23 protein-coding genes are annotated in these 24,014 nt (G+C 60.0%); 10 read left to right on the top strand and 13 right to left on the bottom strand.

Going from position 1 to position 24,014, the window contains the following annotated elements; genetic code table 11:
- Positions 1–143 precede the first annotated feature (143 nt).
- The 3 genes from FFM53_RS09855 (at position 144) to FFM53_RS09845 (ending at position 2,899) form a co-directional block, all read left to right on the top strand.
- Positions 144–839, top strand: a complete 696-nt coding sequence (locus tag FFM53_RS09855) for an alpha/beta hydrolase (RefSeq protein WP_138388110.1) — start codon at positions 144–146, stop codon at positions 837–839.
- Positions 840–1,028: 189 nt separating this feature from the next.
- Positions 1,029–1,679, top strand: coding sequence for an esterase/lipase family protein (locus FFM53_RS09850; RefSeq protein WP_138334406.1), 651 nt, complete (start codon positions 1,029–1,031; stop codon positions 1,677–1,679).
- Positions 1,680–1,753: 74 nt separating this feature from the next.
- A complete protein-coding gene (locus tag FFM53_RS09845; protein ID WP_138334405.1) occupies positions 1,754–2,899 on the top strand; it encodes a right-handed parallel beta-helix repeat-containing protein in 1,146 nt (381 codons plus the stop codon).
- A 74-nt stretch (positions 2,900–2,973) separates the two neighbouring features.
- Here FFM53_RS09845 and FFM53_RS09840 read toward each other — a convergent pair whose 3' ends face one another.
- From FFM53_RS09840 to FFM53_RS09830, 3 genes are all read right to left on the bottom strand, one after another.
- Entirely contained in the window at positions 2,974–3,999 is a 1,026-nt protein-coding gene (locus tag FFM53_RS09840; protein ID WP_343075046.1) for an acyltransferase family protein, read from the bottom strand.
- A gap of 67 nt (positions 4,000–4,066) precedes the next feature.
- Positions 4,067–5,422, bottom strand: coding sequence for an O-antigen ligase family protein (locus tag FFM53_RS09835; RefSeq protein WP_138388108.1), 1,356 nt, complete (start codon positions 5,420–5,422; stop codon positions 4,067–4,069).
- Between the two features lie 43 nt (positions 5,423–5,465).
- Positions 5,466–6,200: a GDSL-type esterase/lipase family protein gene (locus FFM53_RS09830; protein WP_138388107.1), complete on the bottom strand. Its 735-nt coding sequence runs from the start codon at positions 6,198–6,200 to the stop codon at positions 5,466–5,468.
- Positions 6,201–6,435: 235 nt separating this feature from the next.
- Between FFM53_RS09830 and ku (FFM53_RS09825) the strand changes: the two genes are divergently transcribed.
- A complete protein-coding gene (gene ku, locus FFM53_RS09825; RefSeq protein ID WP_138388106.1) occupies positions 6,436–7,242 on the top strand; it encodes a non-homologous end joining protein Ku in 807 nt (268 codons plus the stop codon).
- 179 nt (positions 7,243–7,421) lie between these two features.
- Here the strand turns inward: ku (FFM53_RS09825) and ku (FFM53_RS09820) are convergent, their stop codons facing one another.
- From ku (FFM53_RS09820) to FFM53_RS09810, 3 genes are read right to left on the bottom strand one after another with little or no spacing between them, the layout of a single operon-like run.
- Positions 7,422–8,276 (bottom strand): non-homologous end joining protein Ku, encoded by an 855-nt coding sequence (ku, locus tag FFM53_RS09820; RefSeq protein ID WP_138388105.1) that lies wholly within the window; start codon positions 8,274–8,276, stop codon positions 7,422–7,424.
- A gap of 18 nt (positions 8,277–8,294) precedes the next feature.
- Entirely contained in the window at positions 8,295–8,528 is a 234-nt protein-coding gene (locus FFM53_RS09815; protein ID WP_138334400.1) for a DUF2188 domain-containing protein, read from the bottom strand.
- Between the two features lie 46 nt (positions 8,529–8,574).
- The gene (locus FFM53_RS09810) at positions 8,575–8,835 is read right to left on the bottom strand and encodes a hypothetical protein (RefSeq protein WP_138388104.1); all 261 of its coding nucleotides are present in this window, start codon (positions 8,833–8,835) and stop codon (positions 8,575–8,577) included.
- A gap of 145 nt (positions 8,836–8,980) precedes the next feature.
- Between FFM53_RS09810 and FFM53_RS09805 the strand changes: the two genes are divergently transcribed.
- The 3 genes from FFM53_RS09805 to FFM53_RS09795 all read left to right on the top strand — a co-directional run bounded on the left by FFM53_RS09805 (position 8,981) and on the right by FFM53_RS09795 (position 12,058).
- Positions 8,981–9,409 carry an OsmC family protein gene (locus tag FFM53_RS09805; RefSeq protein WP_138388103.1) on the top strand — a complete coding sequence of 143 codons (429 nt, stop codon included), beginning with the start codon at positions 8,981–8,983 and terminating at the stop codon, positions 9,407–9,409.
- A gap of 54 nt (positions 9,410–9,463) precedes the next feature.
- Positions 9,464–10,948, top strand: a complete 1,485-nt coding sequence (locus FFM53_RS09800) for an FAD/NAD(P)-binding protein (RefSeq protein ID WP_171599687.1) — start codon at positions 9,464–9,466, stop codon at positions 10,946–10,948.
- Between the two features lie 216 nt (positions 10,949–11,164).
- Positions 11,165–12,058 (top strand): DMT family transporter, encoded by an 894-nt coding sequence (locus tag FFM53_RS09795; RefSeq protein ID WP_138334397.1) that lies wholly within the window; start codon positions 11,165–11,167, stop codon positions 12,056–12,058.
- Positions 12,059–12,061: 3 nt separating this feature from the next.
- Here FFM53_RS09795 and FFM53_RS09790 read toward each other — a convergent pair whose 3' ends face one another.
- From FFM53_RS09790 to FFM53_RS09775, 4 genes are read right to left on the bottom strand one after another with little or no spacing between them, the layout of a single operon-like run.
- A complete protein-coding gene (locus FFM53_RS09790) occupies positions 12,062–13,681 on the bottom strand; it encodes a VOC family protein (RefSeq protein WP_173883569.1) in 1,620 nt (539 codons plus the stop codon).
- A 21-nt stretch (positions 13,682–13,702) separates the two neighbouring features.
- Entirely contained in the window at positions 13,703–15,298 is a 1,596-nt protein-coding gene (locus tag FFM53_RS09785; protein WP_138388102.1) for a response regulator, read from the bottom strand.
- 4 nt (positions 15,299–15,302) lie between these two features.
- Positions 15,303–15,728: a response regulator gene (locus FFM53_RS09780; protein ID WP_003545468.1), complete on the bottom strand. Its 426-nt coding sequence runs from the start codon at positions 15,726–15,728 to the stop codon at positions 15,303–15,305.
- A complete protein-coding gene (locus tag FFM53_RS09775; RefSeq protein ID WP_173883568.1) occupies positions 15,715–18,021 on the bottom strand; it encodes a sensor histidine kinase in 2,307 nt (768 codons plus the stop codon). Before FFM53_RS09775 ends, FFM53_RS09780 begins: the two co-directional genes overlap by 14 nt.
- A 28-nt stretch (positions 18,022–18,049) precedes the next feature.
- Here FFM53_RS09775 and FFM53_RS09770 point away from each other — a divergent pair, with 28 nt between their 5' ends.
- The 3 genes from FFM53_RS09770 (at position 18,050) to FFM53_RS09760 (ending at position 20,080) form a co-directional block, all read left to right on the top strand.
- A complete protein-coding gene (locus FFM53_RS09770) occupies positions 18,050–18,427 on the top strand; it encodes a response regulator (RefSeq protein WP_138334394.1) in 378 nt (125 codons plus the stop codon).
- Positions 18,428–18,907: 480 nt separating this feature from the next.
- On the top strand, positions 18,908–19,612 hold the full coding sequence (locus tag FFM53_RS09765) for a helix-turn-helix transcriptional regulator (protein ID WP_138334393.1): 705 nt from the start codon (positions 18,908–18,910) through the stop codon (positions 19,610–19,612).
- A 30-nt stretch (positions 19,613–19,642) separates the two neighbouring features.
- Positions 19,643–20,080 carry a response regulator gene (locus FFM53_RS09760; RefSeq protein WP_138334392.1) on the top strand — a complete coding sequence of 146 codons (438 nt, stop codon included), beginning with the start codon at positions 19,643–19,645 and terminating at the stop codon, positions 20,078–20,080.
- 2 nt (positions 20,081–20,082) lie between these two features.
- Here FFM53_RS09760 and FFM53_RS09755 read toward each other — a convergent pair whose 3' ends face one another.
- From FFM53_RS09755 to FFM53_RS09745, 3 genes are all read right to left on the bottom strand, one after another.
- Entirely contained in the window at positions 20,083–20,799 is a 717-nt protein-coding gene (locus FFM53_RS09755) for a sensor histidine kinase (RefSeq protein ID WP_138334391.1), read from the bottom strand.
- Positions 20,800–20,959: 160 nt separating this feature from the next.
- Entirely contained in the window at positions 20,960–23,509 is a 2,550-nt protein-coding gene (secD, locus tag FFM53_RS09750) for a protein translocase subunit SecD (protein ID WP_138388100.1), read from the bottom strand.
- Between the two features lie 83 nt (positions 23,510–23,592).
- Complete coding sequence (locus FFM53_RS09745; protein WP_138334389.1) at positions 23,593–23,973, bottom strand: hypothetical protein; 381 nt, start codon at positions 23,971–23,973, stop codon at positions 23,593–23,595.
- Positions 23,974–24,014: the final 41 nt, after the last annotated feature.

Here is a 24,014-nt window from a genome sequence, read left to right as displayed (position 1 = left end):
GTTGGATGTATATGTAGGACCGTTCGCAAGGCGGCCACCGGAGTACGCCGCCAAATCCGTCGACGGCGGAGGAAGGAGGCGGCTCGGATTCCCTTGTCGCCGATCACGGCCGTGTCGCTCTTCCCAGGAAACAGGAGAAAACTATGAGTAATAAACCGAAAATCATTCTGGTGCATGGCTTTTGGGGTGGAGCCGCACATTGGGGCAAGGTCATACTCGAACTGGCGCGCAGGGGTTATCAGTCCGTGCACGCCGTCGAACTGCCGTTGACTTCGCTAGCTGAGGACGCTGAACGGACACGCAAGATGGTGGCCCAGCAGAAAGGGCCGGTCCTGCTCGTGGGTCATTCCTACGGCGGCGCGGTCATCACCGAAGCGGGAGATCAACCGAATGTCGCGGGGCTTGTTTATATCGCCGCATTCGCTCCCGACGCAGGCGAAAGTCCAGGCGGAATCACCCAACAGCATCCTCCTGTGGCAATGGCCAATATCGAGCCGGACAGCGACAACTACCTATGGCTCAAGGCTGACAAATTTCACGAAAGCTTCTGCCAGGATATATCCCCGGAAGATGCTTTCGTTTTGGCGGCGACCCAAAAAGCGCCGCTCGCCGGCACCTTTGGAGACGTCATCACCGCCCCGGCTTGGAGGAAGAAGCCGTCCTGGTATCAAATAGCAAGTGAAGACAGAATGATTGCTCCTGAAAATCAAAAGGCGATGTCGGCTCGTCTCAATGCTCGGAAAGTCGCGACCTTGGAGGCAAGTCATGCTTTGCCGCAATCAAAGCCCCTGGAGGTCGCGGCCCTTATCGATGAGGTGGCCGTAGACGTCTCAAAATAAGAACAAGGCGCTTGTGGCGGGGGTGTGAGAATAAGCGCACGCCTGCTTTCACGCCCTGCATGCTCCGGCTTCGAGCACATGTGCGCCACAACGAAATTATTCGGATGTCTGGCTATTCGGCATTGATCGACAAGGTTCACCTTGAAAGCTACAGGATAGACCCGATCGATAGCAGTTGAGCGGACACTGATGAACGACACAGTCCTCCTTTTTCACGGCATCGCCCGGACGAAAAAAAGCATGGCGAAGCTCGCCGGCTTCCTGTCCGGCCACGGTTATCGGGTTGTGAATGTCGGTTACCCCTCCACCCGGTTTTCGATCAGCGACCTCGTCGACATCATTCGGCCGGAGATCGACGACGCCGTGAAGAAAGCAGACGATGGCCGGGTCCATTTCGTCGGTTATTCGATGGGTGGGCTGGTCATCCGCGCGTTTCTCAGGAGCTATCGCCCAGCCAACCTGGGGAGAGTTGTGATGGTCGGAACGCCGAACAACGGCAGTCAGATTGCCGATTTCCTCAAGAGCTGGCCGCTATACAGAAAGGTCTATGGACCGGCGGGACAGCAGCTGATTACCGATCAAACCGCAATGACCGAGCTGTTCGGCACGGTCGATTACGAGCTTGGCATTATCGCTGGGAACCGGACCATTGATCCGGTCTCTTCACTTATCATCGGCCTCAGGGTTCCGAACGATGGGAAGGTTTCGGTGGAGAGCACGCGTCTCGACGGCGCGGCGGCGCATATCGTCATTCCGGCAAACCACACTTTCTTGCCCGTCAACAAGATGATGTGGAGCCAAGCCTTGTCGTTTCTGAAAGATGGGCGGTTTACAAGCTGAATTTCCAAATATTCAAACATCCGCCACATGCCCTCTGCTTAATTCCCCGCGGCACCAGTATCGAAGGAAATGCAATGACCGCCATCCTGCGAAAGAAAGTTCACGGCGCGTCTACACGCGGACAGGTCATCGATGGTGCGCCGGATGTTGGCGTCGCCTATCAGGTGTTTTCCGATACGGTGATCGAAGACGTTATCGTCAAGAACTCTCCTCGAGGCTTCAAATTTCACAATGGCAAGAACCTCACCGTCAGGCGCTGTGAAACGGAGAATGTGAACGGCGACGGCATCTACCTGACGAAGACGACGCACGTGTTGCTGGAGAATAATCGCATCGGCGCTGCCCCGGGCGAGGGAGCAGACTGCTGCCAGTTCGCTTATCAAAACAGCGACGACAATATCAGCTCCGATATCGTGATCCGCGGCAACCTCTTCCTGCAGTCGCCGGCGAGCGCATCGAACAAGGGCGCGCTGGTCTGCGACAAAACGCGAAAATACCTCGTCGAGTACAATTTCATCGGCGGCAAGAATTTCTCCTTTTCGTCGATCGGGGATGACGCCGTGGTGCGCAGCAACATCATGCGCGACGGCAGGATGAATGACTATTCCTTCGGCTACGGCGTCGGCGACAAGGCCGACCACGCCGGCCATCACATTTATGACAACTGGATCGAGAACACCAATCGCGGCGTCAGCCTGAGCGGCTTTTCGGATCAGGAGCAGGCATTTCGCAAAGACATCGATATCCACGACAACGTCATTAGCCAATGCGACATCGCGTTCTTCGCCAACCGTCGGTGGTCCGGCAGCTTTCGGCGCAACATATTTCTGCGGTGCGAACAGGATATCGTTCTCAAGGGAAACGGCAAAGCGACCGCGGGTGATATCGATGGCAACTATCGCAACGATGGCAGCTTTCTGAATGTTACCCCGCCGCCGCTGCGCTTCAAGCCCGATGGCAACGCCTCCGTTGCCTCCGGCGAATGGACATCCGAGCCCGACGAAATCCGCATCCAATGGCGGAACAAGGGGATCGATATCCCAGGCGCCAACCGGCCCTCCATTGCGGTCGAGCCTGGCATGGAATTGTCATGTGTCCTGCTGGCCCGCAAGGCGCAGAACTGGATGCTGGCGATCGCTGAAACTGCCTATGACGATTTCACGCCGCGCGCATGGCAGGAACACAGGCTGCCTTGGCAGAAGCGCTATCTCTCGATTTAAGCGGCGTATCGCTTGGCTACACGGGGATTAGAGCGTCCGTTCAGGCGGAGAAAGGACGCTCTAATTCGCCAAAATCAGGATCGCCGCCAGCGAAGCCTCATGGCCTTTCCTGCGCTGAGCGCTTTGCGAACCGGTTCATCGTAGAGGCGGGTGACGACAATGGCCAATACGACGATCAGCGGAAGAACGATGGCAAAGATCGCCCAGGCCGGCGGTTGTCCCAGGCCCGCAGCTTTCCAGGCTCCCAGCAGCAATCCCAGCAGCGGAACATGAATTGCATAGAGCGCGTAGGACGCCTCCCCCGCAATAAGAAGGGGCTGTCGCAGCACGCCATCGAAGTTGGCTGTGTAAAGGACAAGCACGGCGAGAGGAAATAAAGCAGTGATGACAATCAGGTCCTTTATGCCAACCAGGGCGGCTGGCGCCTGGAAGACGAGAAGAGCAGTCGCGACGACGATAACTGTCACTGCGGCTGCTTTTCCGATGCCTGAAGGGGAAAGCCGCGCGCGGTAGCGGTACATCAAGATGCCGAGGCTGAAAGAAAAGAGAACGCGGGGAAATCCGGAGAGCAAGGCGCCGTCGAGCGGGATCAGGTCGGCGCTTCCATGGGCCAGCGTTTGCGCCGCCAGCCAAACCCATGACGCAAGCAGGATGACAGCGAGCACACCGTTGGACAGCAATCTTGCCGTATAGCCGTAGGCGAGGTTGATCACGATCTCCAGGAATAGTGACCATGACGGACCATTGAAGGGGAACAGGTTCGGCGCCTTCAGCGATGTCCCACCGATCGCCGGCAGGAAGAACATCGAGGCAATCAACGAGGTGGCAAACAGCATCGGATCCATTTGCTGATTTCTGCTGAGCGACATGCCTGCATATGCAAGCACGCCGAGCAACAAACCGAGCAGATAGAGGGGGTATAGGCGGATGAGACGCTTGATGGCGAAATCATTGGCAGAGAGTGAAGACTCTTGAATGAGTTTCTTCTCATAGGCGTGGCCGATCACGAAGCCACTGAGACAAAAGAAAAGGTCGACGGCGAGGTAGGCAGCAGGTGCTGCATCAAATCCGACAAACCCTTCGGTGTGATGCACTGCCACACAAATAGCCGCCAAGCCACGAATCCCATCGAGGCCAACCAGTCTACGATTATCTGAAGTCATCTTTTTAGCCTGATGCATGTTGCGCGCCTGCCTGGGTCGGTTTGCGGAAGCGGGACAGGAACTCCGGGCCGAGGCTCGTAAGTGCGATCACGGTATGGGGCCATAAGATGAAGGGGGCGAGCATCATTCCGGCTTCGGTGAACGCGCCGATCAAGATCAGGAGGATGATGACAACCTCCTTTCTCTTGGTGATGGCGAGCGCTTGATTGAGGGGCGACGAGGTCATCTTCGCCACGAGCCGCACCACGACGAACGAGGTCCAGATGATGGTGGCGGGTATGCCCATGTTCAACGCAAGTTCGATATAGGTGTTGTGGGTGGATTGAGCGTCCCACGTAAGGCGAACATATTGCTCCATGATATCGGGCTGTCGAAACAAGGCGAATCCCCAGCCTGAAAGCGGCCGCTCGTAGATCAGCGGCAGCAACTGTTCCCAGACATTCGTACGTCCGCTGAGCGTAAGGTCTTTCCCGAATGACTCGGCAATCGCCTGCGCCACACCCATCAACGCGACGGAGACGACAAAGCCCAGCAGGGCGAATGCAAGAAGAACGACGAAGGATCTGAAGATCCGGCCTGGAAAGCGCTGAATCCAGCTCATTCCGTAGTATACGGCTATTCCGATCGAAAGCAGGATGATCGCCGTTGATGATTTCGCCAGCACGATGAGCACGAGGTAGAGCAGCATTGCCGCCCATCGCAGGAGATCATAATAGCGCAGACGCCACATCGGCAGGGCTGGAAGCAGCAGGATGAAGTTTGTTGCCGAAAACTGGCCGAGCATGTTTTTGTGGTAGAACGCGCCCTTCACCATCCCGGCATAACTGCCTCTCATCACCGCAAACCGGGGAAAGGCTGCCGTGTAAAGAATATTGATGAAAGCCGTCGCAATGGCAAATTTCGCCAGGCTTTCAAATGTGTCGACTGCTCCATAACGGGCTCTGTAAAGAAGGGGTCCAGCTGTCAGCAATGCGACGGCGACGAGAGCCCGGAGCGAGGCTGTAACGCTGACGGAAAAAGCAATCGACAGAAAGACGCATAAGCAGACTATGCCGACCAGCGGCGAAGCGCTGCGGAGCAATTCAACGACTCGCCTGGGCTCCAGCAAGCAGTAGAGGCCAATGAGTGGAACGAGCGACATCAGCAAGAGCCGCATTGGCATGGGATCTTTGCCGACACCCTCCTGGAAGTCGGCGGGCAGCCCATACCACATGCCGGTCGCTCTCCAGAGGGAAACATAAAATATTACCGAGAGGAGGATCCGAACGAGGGTTTCACGCCGAATGCGATATTGCGCGCGAGCTCTGGGTCTATGTCTTTGCAGGCCAATCGGTTGGTAGCTGTCAAATGAGGTGCTCATGACATTCCGCCTTACGTTTTGGTAACCACCTGAGCGGCAAAAATCAAAGCTGTAGACCCGCTGTGGCGAGGAAGCTCGTGATCAGCTTGTATGCCCCTTCATTGAAATGAAGATGGTCAGGCTTGTAGTTGGAACAATCCTTATCGCTTGGCTTACCGCACCGCAACATATCATCGTTCATTTGAACAAACGTGACACCCGGCATTTCAGCCAATGACGATGCGACAAGTTGGTTGGCCGGAATTCTGACATCCTCGTAGAAGGCATAGCGCTTGCCCCGAGGCGGTATGGACAACGCATAAATATGGGCGCCCGGCCAAAGAGCGCGAACCTTGCTGACAACAGCCACGACACCAGCTGCCACTGCGCATGGCGCAGTTTTCGCACCCAGGTTGTTCGTGCCGATCAGCACGACGACATCCGCGGGATGGAAATCCGGAAGGTCTAAACCATCGAGGCGGTACAATGCATTTTGCGTGGTGTCGCCGGCGACCGCGAGGTTCATCACCGGGCGGGTGGGAAAGCTGTCCTTGATCCAGGGCTGCCAGAGTTCGACGAGCGAATCGCCGACAAGAGCCAGATTGTATCGGGCCGATCTGGCGCGATAGATGGGAAGAGCGCGATTTAATCGCTTGCTTGCCTGCTTTTGTTGGGCCGAGGCATTCGTCGCTTTTGTCGGGTCGGGGCATTCCTGTGCGAAGGACGGGCCAGCATTGCCGACGATCAGAAAGAAATTGCATGCGAGGACGATGACGAGGTTGGCGAAAAGTCGCAACATTCAGATTACCGATATCCTGACGTCTTGGGGCTTTCATTATTGAAGAGGAAAATGGCGGTGGCAAGGAAAGAGTGGCTCTGGCTCTCCGCCCGTAATGCTCGGCCCAACGGCAGCCGATCCATGAAATGGAAATGCACCGACCGTATCTGATCAACGAAATCTTCAATTGCCGGAACCAAAGACCGAACTCGCCGTTGATTGCCATGCCCAACCGTGTCCGGGAGACAGGACAGACATGGCACGTCAGACATTCTGGAAAGGTTATCTCAAGCTCTCGCTTGTCACCGCCGCCGTCTCGCTGACGCCGGCGACGACCGAAAGCAACAAGGTCCGTTTCCACGTCCTCAATCGCCAGACGAAGAACCGCGTCGAAAGCCGCTATGTCGACAGCGTCACCCACAAGCCGGTGGCCGAGAGGGACCAGGTAAAGGGCTATCCGCGCGGCGAGGACGACTATGTTCTTCTCGAAGACGAGGAGATCGAGGAAATCGGGCTCGAAAGCACCCGCACCATCGAGATCGACACATTCGTGCCGCGCGGCTCGATCGATTGGATCTGGTACGACAAACCGCATTTTCTGGCGCCGGAGGACAAGGTCGGGGTGGAAGCCTTCTGCGTCATCCGCGAGGCGATGAAGGCAAATGACGTTGTCGGCATTGCCCGCCTTGTCCTCTATCGTCGCGAGCGTGCGGTGCTGCTGGAACCGCTGGGCAAAGGCATCGTTCTGTGGACCCTGCGTTATGGCGACGAGGTGCGTGATCCCGTGGCTGAACTCGACGACAAAACCGAGATCGACACCAAGCTGCTGACGCTGATGACGCAACTGGTGAAGGAGGAGACGAAGGATTGGAGCCCGACCATGGTGCAGGATCCGATCCAGAAACGTCTGAAGTCGATGATCCGCGGCAAGCAGAAGAACCTGAAGAAGGCAGCGCCCGCGCAAAAACCTGCACCGGTGAAATCGACCGGCAACGTCATCAATATCATGGATGCGCTGAAAAAGAGCCTGGCGGCGGAAGGCGGCGAGAAGCCGCGCCAATGAAAAAGTGGCCAGCGATTTTGGGAAACGACATAAATAGATCAAGGACTTAAAGCGCACCGCGGGAATCTACTTTGACGCGCTTCAGGTCCAGTAGCTTCGCCGGCGCGACAAACCGATGCATTCGAGCGAGGTCGGGTGCGCCTGAGATTGCCCATCGCCCGCCAGGGGGCGAGGCCATCTCAGCTTGCCTTCTTGCTGCTGCTGTCGCTGCGCGCCGGCGCCTTCTTCTTCGCCGGGGCCTTCTTTGCTGGCGCCTTGCCGCTCATCTTGGCGCTCTGGCGCAGCGCTTCCATCAGGTCGACGACCTTGCGTTCCGGAGCCGGTTTCTTCTTCGGTGGCGCCCGGCCCTCGATCTTCGCCTTCACCAGCTCGACGAGGGCAGCCTCGTAGCGATCTTCGTATGTGCTCGGTTCGAAACTGCCCTGCTTGGTGCCGATGATATGGCCCGCAAGCGCGATCATTTCCTTGTCGAACTGGATGTCGGGAATGTCCTTGAAAACCGTATCGGCCGAGCGCACCTCGTAGTCGAAATTCAGCATGGTCGCGACGATGCAGTCGTCATGCGGGCGGATCAGCAGCGTCCGGTTGCGCCGGAAAAGCACGGCTTCGGCCAGAGCCGCGACCTTGCCGTCACGCATGCCCCTGGCGATCAGCGACAGCGCCTCCTCGTCATGTTCGTCGACGGGCGCGAGATAGTAAGGGCGGTCGAAATAAAGCTTGTCGATATCGTCGTAGGCGATGAAAGCCTTGATATTGAGGACCTTGTCGCTTTCCGGCATGATTTCGGCAATCTCGTCGCCCTCGATGACGATGTAGTCGCCATTCTCCATCTGGTAGCCCTTGACCTGGTCGCCCCGCTCGACCGGTTTGCCGGTCTCGCTGTCGACGAATTGCCGTTCCACCCGGTGGCCGGTCCTGCGGTTGATAATGTTGAAGGAGACGCGGTCGGAGGAGGAAACGGCGGTGTAGAGCCCGACGGCGCAGGCAAGGTCACCCACCTTCAGATGACCCTTCCAGCTTGCCCGAGCGGCCATTCCATCCTCCGTTGCAGATCAGAGCCGGCTGCCGCTCTTGTCGGTTTCGAGTTCCTGAAAAGCCCAGCCGCGGCCGTCGGGCGCGGGATAGGCGAGCAGGGCATCGCCATTGCCGATCTTCTGGCGCGATGCGGCGTCCTTGGCATGGACAATCGCTTCATCAGCTGTTGCATAGGTTTCCGAAAGTGTGTCGCCGAGCTTATAGGCCCAGCCATCGTCATGCGGCACGACCTGATAGGTGATATCGGCCATTTCGGATCTCCTCTTCTCACTCAAATAGGGTGCATGTCGTCGTCGGCTAGTTCCGATTTGGTTTGCGGCGTTCATCGAGCGCAATGATCTTCTCCAGCGATGCGATATCCTCGCTGGTGACGACGGGAACCGGATCGGCAGCGATTGCTTCCAGCACCTCCCGTGAGACGGCGCCATTTCGGATCGCCCATTCCAGCGTTTCGCGCGTTTCGCGCTCGGCCTTCAGCTGCGCATAGAGCACAACGATCAGCCGATCGCGGGCATCCAACCGCCGGCCTTGGTTATCCATGCTGCGGACGTCAGGCATCGCAATCCACCTTTGTCACGGATTTCGTTCAGGTGTATTCAACTGATGACGGGTGGAAAGGTTCCGAAACTCATGGGCGGCGTTTGCCATTGCCGCCTCAGGCGGAAATCACCATCTGCAAGATGTTCGTCAGAGGATTTTCAACATGGCCGATCTCAAGGCTCGTCCCCGCCCGACCGGCGCCACCGCCGTTGTCGGCCGTACCGGTTTCCCGCACGTCACTTCCGCCACCAAGGGCGAGATCGATATCGTCACCGCGCCGTCACAGCCGGGTTTCAATCCGCTCGATCTGCTCTATTCCTCGCTCTCGGCCTGTCTGGTGCTCAGCGCCCGCATCGCCGCCAGCCAGATGGGTATTCTCGACAAGATCAGCGAGATCAATGCCGAGGTCACCGGCGAGAAGGCGACGGAAGGCCTTTCGCGCGTTGCCAAGTTTAACATCGCTTTTTCGATCAAGGGCGATATCGACGAAGAAACCCGGCAGAAAATCGCCCATGTCGCCGAAGACGAGATCTGCACGGTGAGCAACACCATCCGCGGCAATCCCGAGTTCTCGACGACGATATCGGGGTAAGGCTAAATCTACATAATAATTATAGACAATCGGGGGCGGAGGATTGCGTGACCAATGCCCGGCTTCTATGCTCGGGCATCGAAAGCAATGATCCCGGCCACCATGCAGCCCAAGCCTCTCCCGACGTCTGAACAGCCCGTCGTCGCCATCATCGGCGGCGGTGTCTCCGGCGCCGGTGTCGCCTATCATCTCGCGAGAGCCAACTGCGGCGAGCGCCCTGCCATTATGGTCTTCGAGCCGCGCGCCGAACTCGGCCGCGGCCTTGCCTATGACACGGCCGATCCGGCCCACCGCATCAATGTTCCAGCCGCCAAGATGAGCCTGCAGCCCGATGACCTGGGCGAATTCCTGGCCTGGATCGAAGCCCGCGACGCCGTCGCCGGCGACCCTGAGGCCAGGCAGCCCGATGGCTCGCTCTTCCCCCGGCGCCGGCTGTTCGGCGAATATGTCGCCTCGCTGCTGAAGCCGCTGCTGGAAGACGGAAGCGTGCGTCATTGCCGCGCCGCAGTGACGGCTGTCGAACGCCGTGCCGGCCGCTGGTCGATCCTCGACGACAGAGGCGGCGTGACGGAGGCCGATATCGTCGCGATCGCCACCAGCCATCCGCCGCCGGCAGCCCCGGGCCGGCTTGCGAGCCGGCTTGCCGCCCATCCCCGTTTCGTCGCCGACACCACCAAGCCCGGCGCGCTCGACGTGATCCGCCCGCAGGACCGGGTGCTGGTCATCGGCAACGGCCTGACGGCCGCCGATGTCATCGCCTCGCTGGCTGAGCGCGGGCATGACGGTCCGGTGACCGCGATCTCGCGCCGCGGTCTGCGGTCTCGCGGCCATCCGCCGGTACCGCAGGAGCTCTTCGGCGATTTCATCTCCGATGCGACCCATTCCGCCGTGTCGCTGCTGAGAGGGATCCGCGCCGCCATAGATGCGGCGAAGGAAGAGGGCATCAGCTGGCATGGGGTGATCGATCAGGTGCGGGCGCAGGGATACGATCTCTGGCAGACGCTGCCGGTTGCCGAACGACGCCGTCTCGTCCGCCATCTGCGTCCCTATTGGGATGTGCATCGTTTCCGTATCGCACCGCAGGTCGAGGCCGTGCTCGACGCGGCGGTTGCTGCGGGTCGCCTCGATATCCTGGCCGGGTCGGTTGCCGATACGCGCATCGAGGGCGAGCTCATTCTTTGCACCCTGCAGCCGCGTCATCAGCGCCAGCCGTTGGAGGGACGCTATGACGCCGTCGTCGTCACCACCGGCCCGGCGCATGGCGGTATTCTCCAAACCCAGCCCTGGCTCGCAGCCTTGGCGGCAAGTGGCCATCTGACGCTCGACCCGACCGGCCTCGGCCTTGCCTGCACCGAGCGCTCGGAGGCGATCGGTCCGTCAGGAAACGCAGATCCTTCGCTGCTGATCTCCGGTCCGCTGGCGCGCGGGACCTTCGGCGAGCTGATGGGACTGCCGCAGGTGACCGAGCATGCCTTCTTCGTCGCGACCGAGATCGCCGAAAAGCTGCGGACCAGCACGACGAATAGGCATCCTGCCTGATTTTCCACCAATACGTCGCTCTTCGACTGTCCCCGGTGATCGACTTCTGATAGTCCGTCGGCCATCACTGCATAATTCCTTAAATCGAAATCGATTTAAGGATAAAATTATGCAGCAATTTAAAGTGTTACAGCGTCCTTTGCGGCTCTCGAAAAGACGCGCGGCGCTGTAATATCCCGCCGGCCCGGCATTTGGGCGACCAGAAATATCGAGATCATGTCGCAGGCCGCTCCCACCCTTTCCGAAGCCTCGCCTTCCAATCGTTTCGCTCTTGCCGCGCTCCTTCTCGGCGGGGCGGCGATCGGCGGCTCGCCGATTTTCGTCAGGCTGTCCGAAGTCGGTCCGATGGCGACGGCCTTCTGGCGCGTGGCGCTGGCGTTGATCCCGATCGTCATCGTCGCGCTCATGAAGAAGGAAAGGGGGCCGAAGCCGCAAAGCCTTTCCGACTATGGCATGCTGGTTCTCCCGGGCGTCATGTTGGCGCTCGATCTCGCCGCTTGGCACCTTTCGCTCACCATGACGTCGGTCGCCAACGCAACGCTGCTTGCCAATCTCGCACCGGTTTTCGTCACGCTGATCGCCTTCGCCTTTTTCAGCGCGAGGATCAGCCGCGTCTTCGCGCTCGGGCTTGTCCTGGCGCTATCAGGCGTCGTCATTCTGAAGGGCGGACCGGCAGCCATCGGCAATGGCGACCTTCGCGGCGACGGCATGGCGATGATCGCCGCCTTCTTCTATGCCTGCTACATCCTTGCGATCGGCAGGCTGCGCAGCCGCTTCGATACGATCCGCATCATGCTGTGGAGCACGGCCTGCGCTGCCGTCTGCATCTTCCCGATCGGCCTGATTTACGAGGGCTATATGCTGCCCGCGACCGTCTATGGCTGGTCGATCGTCTTCGGCCTGGCTTTTATCAGCCATGCCGGCGGGCAGGTGGCGATCACCTATGCGCTCGCCTATCTGCCGGCGGCCTTTTCCTCGCTGACGCTGCTGTTGCAGCCGGTCGTTGCGGCAATCCTTGCCTGGGCTCTGCTCAACGAGGCGATCGGGACGATGCAGGCGCTCGGCGGCGCCGTTGTGCTTGCCGGCATCATGGTTGCTCGCCGCGGCTGATCGTCAGCGATTTTCCTGCAACAGCCATTTCTGGATGATCGGAATGTCGGCATCGCCGAGATCGTGGCCGCCGGGGATGACGTCGGAATCGACGGTGGCGCCCGAACTCTTCAGCCTTTCTTCCAACTCGCTCGCATATTTGCCATAGGCATCCGTCTTGCCGCTGATGACGAGCAGGTCCGTGCCTTTCAGATCGGCATGCGGATAGTCGCTGAGTACAGGCATGGAGCGGAGCAGCACCGCCTTGTGAACCAGGTTCGGGTGCAGGTAAAGCAGCGAGTTCAGGAGGTTGGCGCCATTGGAATAACCGACATAGACGACCTTCTGAGGATCGAGCCCGTAGGATTTGACGGCGCCTTCGATGAAGGCCGCGAAGGCTTCGGCCTCGGTCTTGATGTCGTTCTGATCGAAGGAGAAGGGCGTAATGCGCTTGTACCAGCGCGGAAAACCTTCCTCCGTCGCCCGGCCGCGCACGCCGAGCAGCGTCGCCCGCGGCGCCGCCTTGTTCAGGAGCGGCATCAGCGTCGTCTCATTGCCGCCGGAGCCGTGCAACAAAACGAAGACGCTGCCATCGGGGTCCGGGGGCGTATAGAACCGGTGGACGAATGGCAGCTCGCGATAATTGACACGCGGCTGGCCAGGCATTGAAAATTGCGGCAACATCACCTTCAGGTCGTGAAGGTTGGTGATGGCTTCGGGTGGCGCGAACAGCTTCCCCCCGAGGGCGGCCTGCTCTTCGTCGACGGTCATGCCGGGCTTGTCGGTGGCGAGTTCCACCAGCGTGCCGCCGGGCTCGCGGGCGTAGAGCGAGCGGAAATATTTGCGGTCATGCATGTTGGTCGGCGATGCCTCGGTCGCCTCAAGAGCCTTGCGAACGGAAAGCAGCGTCTCCTCGTCGGCAGCGCGGAAAGCGACGTGATCGACCGTCCCGGTGCCCGGCGCGCCGGACCAGAAGCCGCGCGCATCCCGCACGTCGATGACGTCACCGGATTGCGACACCAGCCTGTCGATCGTGCCGCGGCTGGCCTGGAAGCGGTAACCGAAATGCGTCTCGAGGAAACTGCGGCTTTCGGCGGGCTTCTCCGTCAGCATGGTCGCGCCGCGCACGCGCTGAACGGCATGCTCGACCGGGATCGAGGCGCCGTCCCAGGCGGCCGGCGATGCGAGGTTCTTTGCGCCCGCGAGCTTGAGGATGATGTTGTCAGGATCCTTCAGCCTGAGCACTGGCTCGCCGAATTCGTCGGCCGGTCCCTCTGAGCTCAGACCGAAGCTCATGGCGCGCGTCAGCCAGTAGCCGATGCTGGTGGGATTGATCGACAGCGATATTTCGCTGATCTGGCCGTAACCGGCCCGGCCGGGCGCGCCATCTTCCCAGGCGAGGAAGGTCAGCAGCGAGCCCGGCGCCCCCACTGCATCGCCGTAGAACAGATGAAGCTGTGTCGCGTCCTCGTAACCGGCTGTCTGCTTGACGAGCCGCATGCCGAGAAATCCCGCGTAGAAGTCCACATTCGCCTGCACCTTGCGGGTGACGGCCGTGATGTGATGTATGCCTGATACCATCGAGAGCAGTCCTGATTGAAGCGGTGTCGTCAGGAGCGCGAGTATGAGAGCTGCGAAGGTCATACCGTTGCCAATGACGATCGCTTAATTTTGTTCCGCACAAAGCGCAAGCGAATCGCCGCGCTGCAACAACTCCAAATGTTCGACATCTTCAAGTGCCTCTTCCAGTTGCTGCAGGGTCGGCGGCTTGACCATATAGGCGCGCGCGCCGAGATTTCTGGCCCGCCGCATGTCGCTCTCGTCGCTTGAGGTGCTGAGGATACAGACGGGAATTTGCTTGAGGCGGATGTCGGCTGAAAGCGCATGCAGCACCTCGAAGCCGTCCATGATCGGCATGTTGATATCGAGCAGCATCAGGTCGATCTGCGGCACATCGGCGATGCCGGCGCGCTCTTCGAGCAGCCGCATCGCCTCGCGTCCGTTGGTGGCGACATGCAGGTTGAAATTCACCTTGTCCCGCCGCATCAGCTTGATCTTCAGAAGCTGGATGTCGGCCGGGCTGTCTTCGACCAGCAGCACTTCGGCGAGCCTGCCCGAACCTTCGCCTGACTGCTCCGCCGGCCTGGCGCTGTGCGGGACGGCCGATGCGGATGATGGCACGGGCCTCGCCTCGGCGAGCGGCACTTCGAGAACGAAGGTGGCGCCCGGCCCATTTTCTGCCTCGCACCAGATCGAGCCGCCATGCATCTGCGCGATGCGGCGGCAGATGGCAAGGCCGAGCCCGGTGCCTTCGATGCCACGCCCGACGAGACGCTTGAACGGCTGGAAGATCAGCTCGCGGTGCTCGGGGTCGATGCCGGGCCCGTTGTCACGCACGGTGAGGCGGCAGGTATCGCCCAGCGCTTCGCCTGTGATGCTGATCTCCGGAACCTTCTGCTCGCAATAGCGGATGGCATTCGACACCAGGTTCTGCAAGAGCTGGGTCAGCAGCGTCGCATCGCCCATGACCTCCGGCAGCGCCCCGCGGATGATGACGGCTCCGCGGCTTTCGGTCTGCTGGCGAAGATTGTCCTCCACCTGGTCGAGCACGGCCGAGAGCGAGACCGGCCTGAGCTCTAGCCCGCCGGAGGCCTCGAGCTTGGTGAAGCCCGAGACCTTGACGATCAGGTCTTCCATGTGGTCGGCGGCGCTGAGCACGTAATCGAGCAATTCCCGGTCTTCGGCCGGGAGCGCCGCAGAACCGTGCAGGATGCGGCTGAAGGATTTGATCGTCCGGAGCGGCTCCTTCAAATCATGGGCCATGGCGCGGGTGAAGATCTCAAGCGATTGCCGCTTCTGCTCCAGCTTTGCTTCCAGCATGCCGTGCATGATGGCGTTCTGAATGCAGCGATGCAGTGTCTCGGGCGACAGCGAATCCTTTGTCAGATAGTCGCGTGCGCCGCTCTTCATCACCTCGACGGCGACGGTTTCGTTGCCCTGGCCGGTCAGCATGATGACGTTGGCGGCGGGATCATCCTCCAGGATATCGGCAAGAACGCCCAGCCCGTCTCGCCCCGGCAGCGAATAGTCGAGCAGGATGCAGTCCGGCCGTTTCCGGCCATTCAGCGCACGACCCTCTTCGCCCGTCTCCGCCTCCACGACGGTATAGGCAGTGCTGGAAACGCGGCCCAATATGCGGCGATAGACCTCGAGATCGTCGATGTTGTCGTCGATGATGAGAATAGAGCAGTGTTCCGCCAATCTGTCAGTCCTCGAGTGGCAGGATCGCGATTTCGAACCAGTATTCCTTCAGCCGCTGGATCGCGGCGAAGAGCCCGTCGAGATCCACCGGCTTCTGCACATATGTATTGGCGCCGAGCGCATAGCAGCCTTCGATATCGCGTTCGTCGTCGGAGGTCGTGAGGATCACCACCGGGATCTTGCGCCAGCCGGCGTTCGACTTGATCGCCTCCAGCGTCTTGCGGCCGTCAAGACCCGGCATGTTGAGGTCGAGCAGGATCAGCCCCGGTTTCGGCACCATCTCGGCAAGCATGTCGAGCGCTTCCTGACCGGAGGCCGCCCAGCGGATCGAGTTGCGCAGATTGGTGCGTTTGAAGGCGCGCATCGTCGCTTCGAAATCGTCTTCGCTGTCCTCGACGATCAGGATCGGTTGCGTATCACGCTGCTGCATTCTGCCCCTCGCGCTTTTTTCCCAGAGTGAAGTAGAATGTCGTGCCGGTGCCGACCTCGGATTCCAGCCAGATATCGCCATTGTGCCGCGCGATGATCTTGCGAACGAAGGTGAGGCCTGCTCCGGTCCCGTCGTCGGAATCCTGCGACTTTTCCAGCCGTTTGAAAATGCGGAAAATATCCTCGTGGAATTCCTGCGGAATGCCCTTGCCGTTATCCTTAACGAAAAACACGTTGCGGGCAACCGTGCCGTCCTTGCCGACGAACCGGTCAAGATAGCCGATCGAGACGAGCGGCGCCGGTTTATCGTTGTATTTGATCGCGTTGGTAATGAGATTGCGGAACACTTCGGTCAACCGCGGCGCATCGCAGACCACCTCCGGCAGCCGGCCGTCGATGATGACCTTGGCGTGCCGTTCCTCCAGCAGCAACTCCATCGTCGCGACGACATCCTTGACGATCAGGCCGATATCGGTGCGTTTGACCGCCAGCTGCTGGCGTCCGAGCCGGGAGAAATAAAGAAGCTCGTTGACGAGTTTCTCCATGCGCTGGCTGAGACGCACGAGCCGGTTCAGCCGGCGCACGCCGTCCGCATCGAGCTTGTCTTCATAATCCTCCAACAGGAAGCGGGAGTGGTTGTGCAGGCCGCGCAGCGGCTCCTTGAGATCATGCGAGGCGATATAGGCGAATTCATCGAGGTCGTGGTTGCTGCGCTCGAGCTCGGCCGTATAGGCCTCGAGCTGAGAAAGCGTCGTTTTCATCCGTTCTTCCTGCCGGACGCGCTCGCTGATGTCGCGCACGATACCAACGAAGGTTTTCGTATGGCCGGTGACGACGGCGCTGATGGAAACATCGATCGGAAAGACGATGCCGTTCTTGCGTCGTCCGGAGACCATGCGCGTCGTGCCGATGATGCGCTCCTCGCCGGTCTGCCGGTAATGCGCGAGATAGCCGTCGTGCTCGGAATGGTAGGGTTCGGGCATCAGCATCTTGATGTTTTTGCCGATCGTCTCCTGCGGGGAGTAGCCGAACATGCTTTCAGCCGCCGGATTGAAATTCTTGATCGTTCCACGCTCGTCGATGACGACGACGGCATCAGGCGTGCCGCGCACCAGCGCGCCGAAGCGGACACGCTCGCTTTCCAGATGATGGGTGTTGCGCATGAAATAGAAGACGAAGAGCGCGATCAGCCAAAGCGTGGCAGCCGTAATGGTGCGGTTGGCGATCTCCTGCCAGAACCCCGCCTCGTCGTGCTTGACGGCGAAGAAGCCGAGCATCAGGAGCACGGTACAGGCAAAGGCGAAGAAAAGCGGCGCATTTCTGTTGCCGAACCAGAGCGCCGTCAGCACCAGCGGTACATAGAGAATGCCGTTGGCGACACCCAGCGGCGTATAGAGATCGACGAGAAGGCCGGTGAAGCAGACCGCAGCCGGGATCCACAGCGGGATCTGCGCCCGGTTTGCCGGCTGCATCCACCAGGAGCGGGCGAGAAGCCCGGAGCCGAAGATCACCATGCCGACCGCCGTATGCAGCGCCATCGCCGCATAGGGTCCCCAGCGGTAGCCCTGTTCGGCATCGGTGACATAGCTGGCCAGCGCGATCATGCCGAGCGTGATGACGACGTAGCTCGTCAATTCCTGCACCACCTGGCTTCTGGACCTCTCCACCTGGAGCGAGAGCAGCAGCGAGAGATTGGCGATCAGGAAGACCAGCGCCGTGTTCGGCCCCATGCCGCCGCCGATCTCCGCGATGAAATCCGGCGAAACCAGGAAGCGCGAGATCAACACGTCGACATTGTGAAAAGTTCGCCCGATCATGACGATTTCCACGAGCCGGGCAGCGGCGATCGCCGCCGCAAGCCCCGCCGTGATCGCCGCCGTTGCTCGAAAACGGCGGGCGGCGAGTGTCGAAGTGGCAAGTCCCACGCCGGAAAGCACGAAGCAGAGCGCCGTATTGAAGGCCATCGATGGAAAGCCGGGAACCAGCGAAATGACAATCTCGATCTGCAGCAGCCAGCCGGTAAGCGCCGTTACGCCGAGAAGCAACATCAGGCAGCCGACGGCTATCGCAAAGGCACGGTAGTGCCGCCTTGGCTGGTCCTGCAGGTCCACGTTGCCCTGATCCTGCACCCGTGTGTCCTCCTTCGGTTTGCGCGGCCATCTTTTCCGAAATCGAGGAATACTCAATAGGCAAGGCAGGGCGGTGCCGCGCTTTTTGCGAAATGATCTGCGATGAGGTATATCGAATTTTAGTGGAACCGCGGTATGGTGATGTCGAAGGACAGCGAGGTTCATTCGAACAATATCCAGATAACGGTGCTAGATGACCACCCTATTTTATGTCGACGATAGCAAGGATGACCTCTTCTATGTCGACTATATGAGCAAAAAACAGCAGTTAGACGTCGATCTATTCTGTTTTTCGACCGCCGAATTGGCGCTGGAGGCACTGGAGACGCGCGCGGCGGAAGGCAAGACCTCGCCCGATCTGCTGGTCGCCGATCTCTACATGCCGCTCGATAGCGGAATCGGCCTGATCACTCGGTTGCGCCTGGATGATCGTTTCAAGGCGATGCGGCTTGCTATCTGCAGCGGATCGGATGCTGCCGAGGACCGCGCGCGCTCACTCGATGCCGGCGCCGATGTCTATCTGGAAAAGCCACTTGACCTTGCCAAGATCATTCTCAATCTTGAGATGTAGAAAACGGCGAAAGCCGTATGCCCTATTCCCTACCATTCGTCCAAGCCATCTGACAAACCGCAATTGACAAGGTCGAGGACGCATCACAAGATGCAACCGAAGCGAAGAATATGGAACGCAAAATAAGCGCTGAGAGAACCGATCAACCCGCGTTCGCCGCCACGAACATCAGCCAACCCCTTAGCTGAATGGGTCTATCGGCTCTCTCGCGCTTACGTCTGGCACTGCCTTCTCGCATTCATGGATGTTGAATGCAGGAAGAATACGATACCCAGGTAAGAACTACTGCCCCTCAGTAAAATCTGCCCGTGCATCACCTGTCGTTGAGATAATTGATGATTTCCGCCTTACATATCGAAAGTCCCCGTTTTCGATATCTCTCATCAATCGTCTCGCAATTTTTGTAGCTCTTCGCGTTTAAGACGTATATCCCAAGATTTCGGGATTAGAGGCATTGGCGGGAGGAGAGGAAGAGTGGGAATGAACAATGCCCCGGCAATTCCCTTTCATGCCGGACCGGAGCTGAGCCGGGCGATCAACCGCACCGATTTTTTCCGTCTGCTGAAATCGGCGGCACAGCATTACAACTTCGATAATTTCGCGCTGGCCCGCATTTCCGAGGCTTCGGCCCCTTTCGGTGAACGCGATATCGTCATCACCAATGTTGCCGAGCGGCGTGTCGGCCTTTTCATCACGACGTTGAAGGAAGCGCTGGGCACCGTCCGGGCAAAGACCGCCCAGTTCCTGGCCACGCCGGTCCATGGCAGGAGCGCACAGCCGGAAGATTATCCGTCCGATCTTGTTTTCAACGAGTTCCTCGGCGGCGTCTTTCTCTTCATCCCGCTGTTCACGCCGGAAGGTCGGCGATATTGTCTCGTGCTCAGCGGCGAGCGTCAGGAGCCGGATCAGAGTGAGATCGCCGACATGCTTCTCGACGCCATGCGCATTTTCGACAAGCTCTACGAGGAAATCCTGACGCCGGAAATGTCCGGACGGCTGACCCAGCGCGAATCGGAAATCGTCAAATGGACGAGCGAAGGCAAGACGTCGGCGGAAATCGCCATCATTCTCGGTCTTTCCGAACATACGGTCAATTCGCACATCACCGCGGCCGCGCGCAAACTTGACGCTGTGAACCGCGTTCATATGGTGGCGATCGCCTTGAGGAATGGTTTGGTTTCGTGAAGTTGGTTTCGGGATTGGGGAAATGAGACGATGATCACCGAAACGGGCCGGAGGAATGCCGTAAAGGTTCTCTTTGTCGACGACGAATTCATCGAATTCCGCGCGCTCAAGAAGAAGATCGCCGATCTCTCCGAGCCGGCCGTCGAGGTTGAATATTCGCAATCGATCGGTGACGCGCTGGAAAAGATCCGCGCGGCGCGCTTCGATCTCATCCTGCTCGACAATCGCCTTTTGCCCAATGCCGATTTCCGCGACACGGTGCCGGAGTTGCGCGGCATCGGTTACACCGGTCCGATCGGCGTCGTCTCGACCGATATATCGGGCGGTTATTTCCAGGAATTCCCGGATTACGGCGTCGATTTCCGCATCGGCAAGGACGAAATCGATGCCCAGACGCTGCAACACATCATTCGCGAATATGTGACCTATGACGTCCCGGATTTCTGGAAGGACGATTACAGCATCTGATCTCAAGCGATGGGAAGGCGGATGATGAAGCGGCTGCCGCTTTCATCCGAATGTTCGAGGCTGATATCGCCGCCGAGCGCCGTCAGAAACTCCCGCGTCGTGGTCAATCCGAGACCGGCGCCCTGGACCGTTCCGGGCTTCGGCAATTTCCAGAAAGGCTCAAATATCCGCTCCCGATAGGCGGGATCGATGCCCGTGCCGTTGTCGGAAATCCGGATGAACCAGTCCGTCCCCTCGCGCTCCGCGGCAATGGCCACATGCGGCGGCGCTTCGCTGCGATACATGAGGGCATTGGTCAGCAGATGCCGCAGCACCAGACCGAAGAGGGCAGGGTCGGTACGGATGGAGGGCAGGCCGTCGCTTTCAAGCGTCGCCTCGCCGACCGCCGTCTCGTCGGTCAGTTCGCCCCAGACATTTTCGGCGAGCGCCTGCAGATCGACCTCTTCAGGCGTCACCTGGGGTGTGCCGCCGGCAAGGCTCATCAATGCCTTGGTGAGGCGCTGCGCCGTCTGCGCCTTTTCCATGATCATCCGCAGGCTCTGAAGCTGTTCGCCGTCGAGCGTCTCCTCGAGATCGTCGAGCAGCAGTTCGGCATACATGGCGATATGGCGGAGCGGCGATTGCAGGTCGTGCGAAGCGGTCGCGAGAAAACGCTTGATGCGCTCCTCGCTGTCACTGGCAACGGTGGTTTCCGGCGGTCTTGTCGGGTCGGATGACATCTGGCGGCTTCCCCGATCTCAATGACAGCGCCGCGCGTCTTTTGAGACGCGCGAAAGACGCTGTAACACCTTGAATTGGCACATAATGCAATAGCCGACAATAGAAAGAGGGCGCCGGCTCTGCAACCGGCGCCCTCTTCAAGGATGCGTTAACGGGATTTTAGCTGGCGGATTTGCGCGGGCGACCCTGTTCCGGCGGAATGATCTCGACTGCCTCATCGGTTGCCGTTGCCGCCTTGGCATGGCGGCGGCGCCAGTCGCCGAGGAAGAGCAGGATGGGTGCCGCGATGAAGATCGACGAGGCGCCGGCCACGAGAATGCCGAAGACCATCGGGATCGCGAAGCTCGAAACCGCGCTGCCGCCCCAGATCGCCATCGGCACCAGCGCGAGGAAGGCCGTCGCATTGGTGTAAAGGCTTCGCGCCAGCGTCTCGTTGATCGACTTGTCGATGATCTCGCGCAACGGCATCGACTTGTAGAGCCGCATGTTTTCGCGCATGCGGTCATAGACGACGACCTTGTCGTTCACCGAGTAGCCGACGAGCGTCAGGATGGCGGCGATCGCCGTCAGATTGAAGTCGAGGCCGGTGATCGCGAAGAAGCCGATCGCCTTGGTGACGTCGAGCACTAGCGTGACGATGGCGCCGACGGCGAACGGCCATTCGAACCGCACCCAGATATAGATGAGCATTGCAAAGCTGGCGATCACCACCGACAGGATGCCGGCCCAGGCAAGCTCGCCGCTGACCTTCGGGCCGATGACGTCGGTGCCTTCGACGGTGGCGGTCGGATCGATCTTGGCGACTTCGGCCTTCAGCTTGGTCACTGCTGCCGTCTGCGCCTCTTCGCCGCCTTCCTGCCGTTGGGCACGAACGAGAATGCTGCTTTTGTCGCCGAAGGACTGCAGCGTGATTTCGCCGAGGCCGAGACTATCAAGACCTTCGCGGAACTTCGCAAGATCGGCCGTGCCCTGGGTCTTGACGGCCATCTGGATGCCGCCGCGGAAATCGACGCCGTAGTTGAGACCGGGATGAATGAAGAGCACGACGGAGGCAATCGAAAGCAGCGCCGAGACGGTGACGCCGAAGAAGCGGGCCTTCATGAACTCGATGTGCTTGTCATAGGGGCTGAACGGGATCAACGGCCGGATGTTCAGCACCTTGAGCTTGCGGCGGCGGGTGATCTCGATCATCGCGACACGCACGAAGGCGACCGATGTGAACATCGAGATGATCAGGCCGAGCGCCATGGTCACGGCAAAGCCGCGAACCGGTCCGGAGCCGAAAAAGAACAGGATGGCCGCAGCGATCAGGGCCGTCATGTTGCCGTCGATGATGGTCGAATAGGCACGGCGGAAGCCCGTATCGATGGCGGCAAAGGCGCCCTTGCCCTTGCGGGTCTCTTCACGAATACGCTCGTTGATGAGAACGTTGGCGTCGACCGCAAGGCCGATGCCGAGCACGACACCGGCAATGCCCGGCAGCGTCAGCGTCGCGCCAACCAGCGTCAGTGCCGAGAAGGTTAGGATCGTGTGGATCAGCAGCGCCACATTCGCCAGGATGCCCCAGGTGCCATAGAGAACGAAGATGAAGAGTGCGACGAGAGCAAAGCCGACGAGGCCGGAATAAATACCCATCTTGATGGCGTCAGCGCCGAGGTCGGCGCCGACGGTGCGTTCCTCGATGACCGTCAGCTTGGCGGGCAGGGCGCCGGCGCGCAGCATGGCGGCCAGCGTCGTTGCGCTGTCGGCCGAGAAGCTGCCCGAGATCTGGCCGGAGCCGCCAGTGATCGGCTCGCGGATAACAGGCGCGCTCAGCACCTTGTCGTCGAGGACGATGGCGAAGGGATTGCCGACGTTCTGGCGGGTGATCTCGGCAAAGCGGCGGGCGCCGGCGCTGTCGAAGCGGAAGCTGACGATCGGCTCACGCGTGTTCGGGTCGAAGCTGACGCGGGCATCCGAAAGGCGGTCGCCGGAGATTTCGACGCGGTCGAGGACCGGATAGGACCTGCCTTCATCGTCCTTCAGCATGGTCACGCCGGGTCCGGGCGCATTGTTCGGCGACAGCATATGGAACGACATCTTGGCGGTGGAGCCGAGAAGTTCGCGCAGGCGCGAGGGATCCTGCGCGCCCGGAAGCTGGACGAGCACGCGGTTGGCGCCGATGCGCTGGATGGTCGGCTCGGAGACGCCGACCTGGTCGACGCGCTGGCGGATGACTTCGAGGCTCTGCTGGACGGCATTGTCGACATTGGCGGCGATGCCGGCCCGCGAGAAGCCGATGGTGATGGTGGCGCCGTTCGCCGTGACATCAAGATCCGCCTGACCGGCGCTGAGGCCGGTGCTGATCGGGTTGGCAAGCGTCTTGAGTTCGGTGACGGCAGCATCGCTCTGTGAGGCATCGGCGAGCGTCACGACGATCTGGTTCTGGCTGCGGACCACGGCTTTCGGCTGGATGCCCTTTTCGCGCAGCACGCGGCGCGCGTCCTGAAGCAGCGATTGCAGCCGCTCCTTGGTAAGGTCGGCTTCGTCGACTTCCAGAACGAGGTGCGAACCGCCGCGAAGGTCGAGGCCGAGCGACACCTGCTCATGCGGCAGCCAGGCCGGCACGCGCTGGAGGACGGATTGCGGCAGGACGTTCGGTAGGGCGATCAATAGGCCGAGTAGGATGATCACCGTATAGGTGACCACCAGCCATCGTGAAGTACGCATATTGTATTCCTTGATATCGAGGGCCGGCGCTCGGGCGCTGGCGGCATGTCGTCAATGGTCGGAAGCGCCGATCGGCGCGAGCGTCAGGCAGCGACCGGCGGTGCGCGCGGCTGATGGGTCCTGGAGACTGCGGCATGAAGCGAAGCTTCAAATGCCGGAAAAGGCGCGGCCATGGTCCAGCCGGAAAAATCGACAGCCGGGGCGGCGGCAAGGGCAAGCGGTCCGGCGTCATGCGCCGCCTGCTTCGGTGCAAGCTTGCGTTCAGTGGCAAGCAGCCCGCGCACGGCATCGCGCGCAGTCAGCTGCGGCGGCTGCGAATCCCGATCGGAAGAGGAAAGCGCATTGGCGGCGGCGGTCGGCGAGATCGCCAGATTGCCGCCGAAAAGCAGGCCGAGATAGGCAAGGACGGCGACGAGGAGGGAAGCGGCGATACGGCTCGTCAGACGGCGCTGGTCCAGCTCCATCTTCTCCGTCCCGGCGATGTCACTCCCGTATCGGCTCAAAA

This window comes from Rhizobium indicum (assembly GCF_005862305.2).
In the GTDB taxonomy this organism is placed as follows: domain Bacteria; phylum Pseudomonadota; class Alphaproteobacteria; order Rhizobiales; family Rhizobiaceae; genus Rhizobium; species Rhizobium indicum.
Note: the sequence above shows the minus strand (reverse complement) of the source record. Positions and strands in the feature narration are given on the sequence as shown.

Bases quoted from the DNA above. Each gene is read 5' to 3' on its own strand.
- FFM53_RS09855 (WP_138388110.1), top strand. From the start codon at position 144: ATGAGTAATAAACCGAAAATCATTCTGGTGCATGGCTTTTGGGGTGGA.
- FFM53_RS09850 (WP_138334406.1), top strand. From the start codon at position 1,029: ATGAACGACACAGTCCTCCTTTTTCACGGCATCGCCCGGACGAAAAAA.
- FFM53_RS09845 (WP_138334405.1), top strand. From the start codon at position 1,754: ATGACCGCCATCCTGCGAAAGAAAGTTCACGGCGCGTCTACACGCGGA.
- FFM53_RS09835 (WP_138388108.1), bottom strand. From the start codon at position 5,422: ATGAGCACCTCATTTGACAGCTACCAACCGATTGGCCTGCAAAGACAT.
- FFM53_RS09830 (WP_138388107.1), bottom strand. From the start codon at position 6,200: ATGTTGCGACTTTTCGCCAACCTCGTCATCGTCCTCGCATGCAATTTC.
- ku (WP_138388106.1), top strand. From the start codon at position 6,436: ATGGCACGTCAGACATTCTGGAAAGGTTATCTCAAGCTCTCGCTTGTC.
- ku (WP_138388105.1), bottom strand. From the start codon at position 8,276: ATGGCCGCTCGGGCAAGCTGGAAGGGTCATCTGAAGGTGGGTGACCTT.
- FFM53_RS09815 (WP_138334400.1), bottom strand. From the start codon at position 8,528: ATGGCCGATATCACCTATCAGGTCGTGCCGCATGACGATGGCTGGGCC.
- FFM53_RS09810 (WP_138388104.1), bottom strand. From the start codon at position 8,835: ATGCCTGACGTCCGCAGCATGGATAACCAAGGCCGGCGGTTGGATGCC.
- FFM53_RS09805 (WP_138388103.1), top strand. From the start codon at position 8,981: ATGGCCGATCTCAAGGCTCGTCCCCGCCCGACCGGCGCCACCGCCGTT.
- FFM53_RS09800 (WP_171599687.1), top strand. From the start codon at position 9,464: ATGCCCGGCTTCTATGCTCGGGCATCGAAAGCAATGATCCCGGCCACC.
- FFM53_RS09795 (WP_138334397.1), top strand. From the start codon at position 11,165: ATGTCGCAGGCCGCTCCCACCCTTTCCGAAGCCTCGCCTTCCAATCGT.
- FFM53_RS09790 (WP_173883569.1), bottom strand. From the start codon at position 13,681: ATGACCTTCGCAGCTCTCATACTCGCGCTCCTGACGACACCGCTTCAA.
- FFM53_RS09780 (WP_003545468.1), bottom strand. From the start codon at position 15,728: ATGCAGCAGCGTGATACGCAACCGATCCTGATCGTCGAGGACAGCGAA.
- FFM53_RS09775 (WP_173883568.1), bottom strand. From the start codon at position 18,021: ATGAACCTCGCTGTCCTTCGACATCACCATACCGCGGTTCCACTAAAA.
- FFM53_RS09770 (WP_138334394.1), top strand. From the start codon at position 18,050: ATGACCACCCTATTTTATGTCGACGATAGCAAGGATGACCTCTTCTAT.
- FFM53_RS09765 (WP_138334393.1), top strand. From the start codon at position 18,908: ATGAACAATGCCCCGGCAATTCCCTTTCATGCCGGACCGGAGCTGAGC.
- FFM53_RS09760 (WP_138334392.1), top strand. From the start codon at position 19,643: ATGATCACCGAAACGGGCCGGAGGAATGCCGTAAAGGTTCTCTTTGTC.
- FFM53_RS09755 (WP_138334391.1), bottom strand. From the start codon at position 20,799: ATGTCATCCGACCCGACAAGACCGCCGGAAACCACCGTTGCCAGTGAC.
- secD (WP_138388100.1), bottom strand. From the start codon at position 23,509: ATGCGTACTTCACGATGGCTGGTGGTCACCTATACGGTGATCATCCTA.
- FFM53_RS09745 (WP_138334389.1), bottom strand. From the start codon at position 23,973: ATGGAGCTGGACCAGCGCCGTCTGACGAGCCGTATCGCCGCTTCCCTC.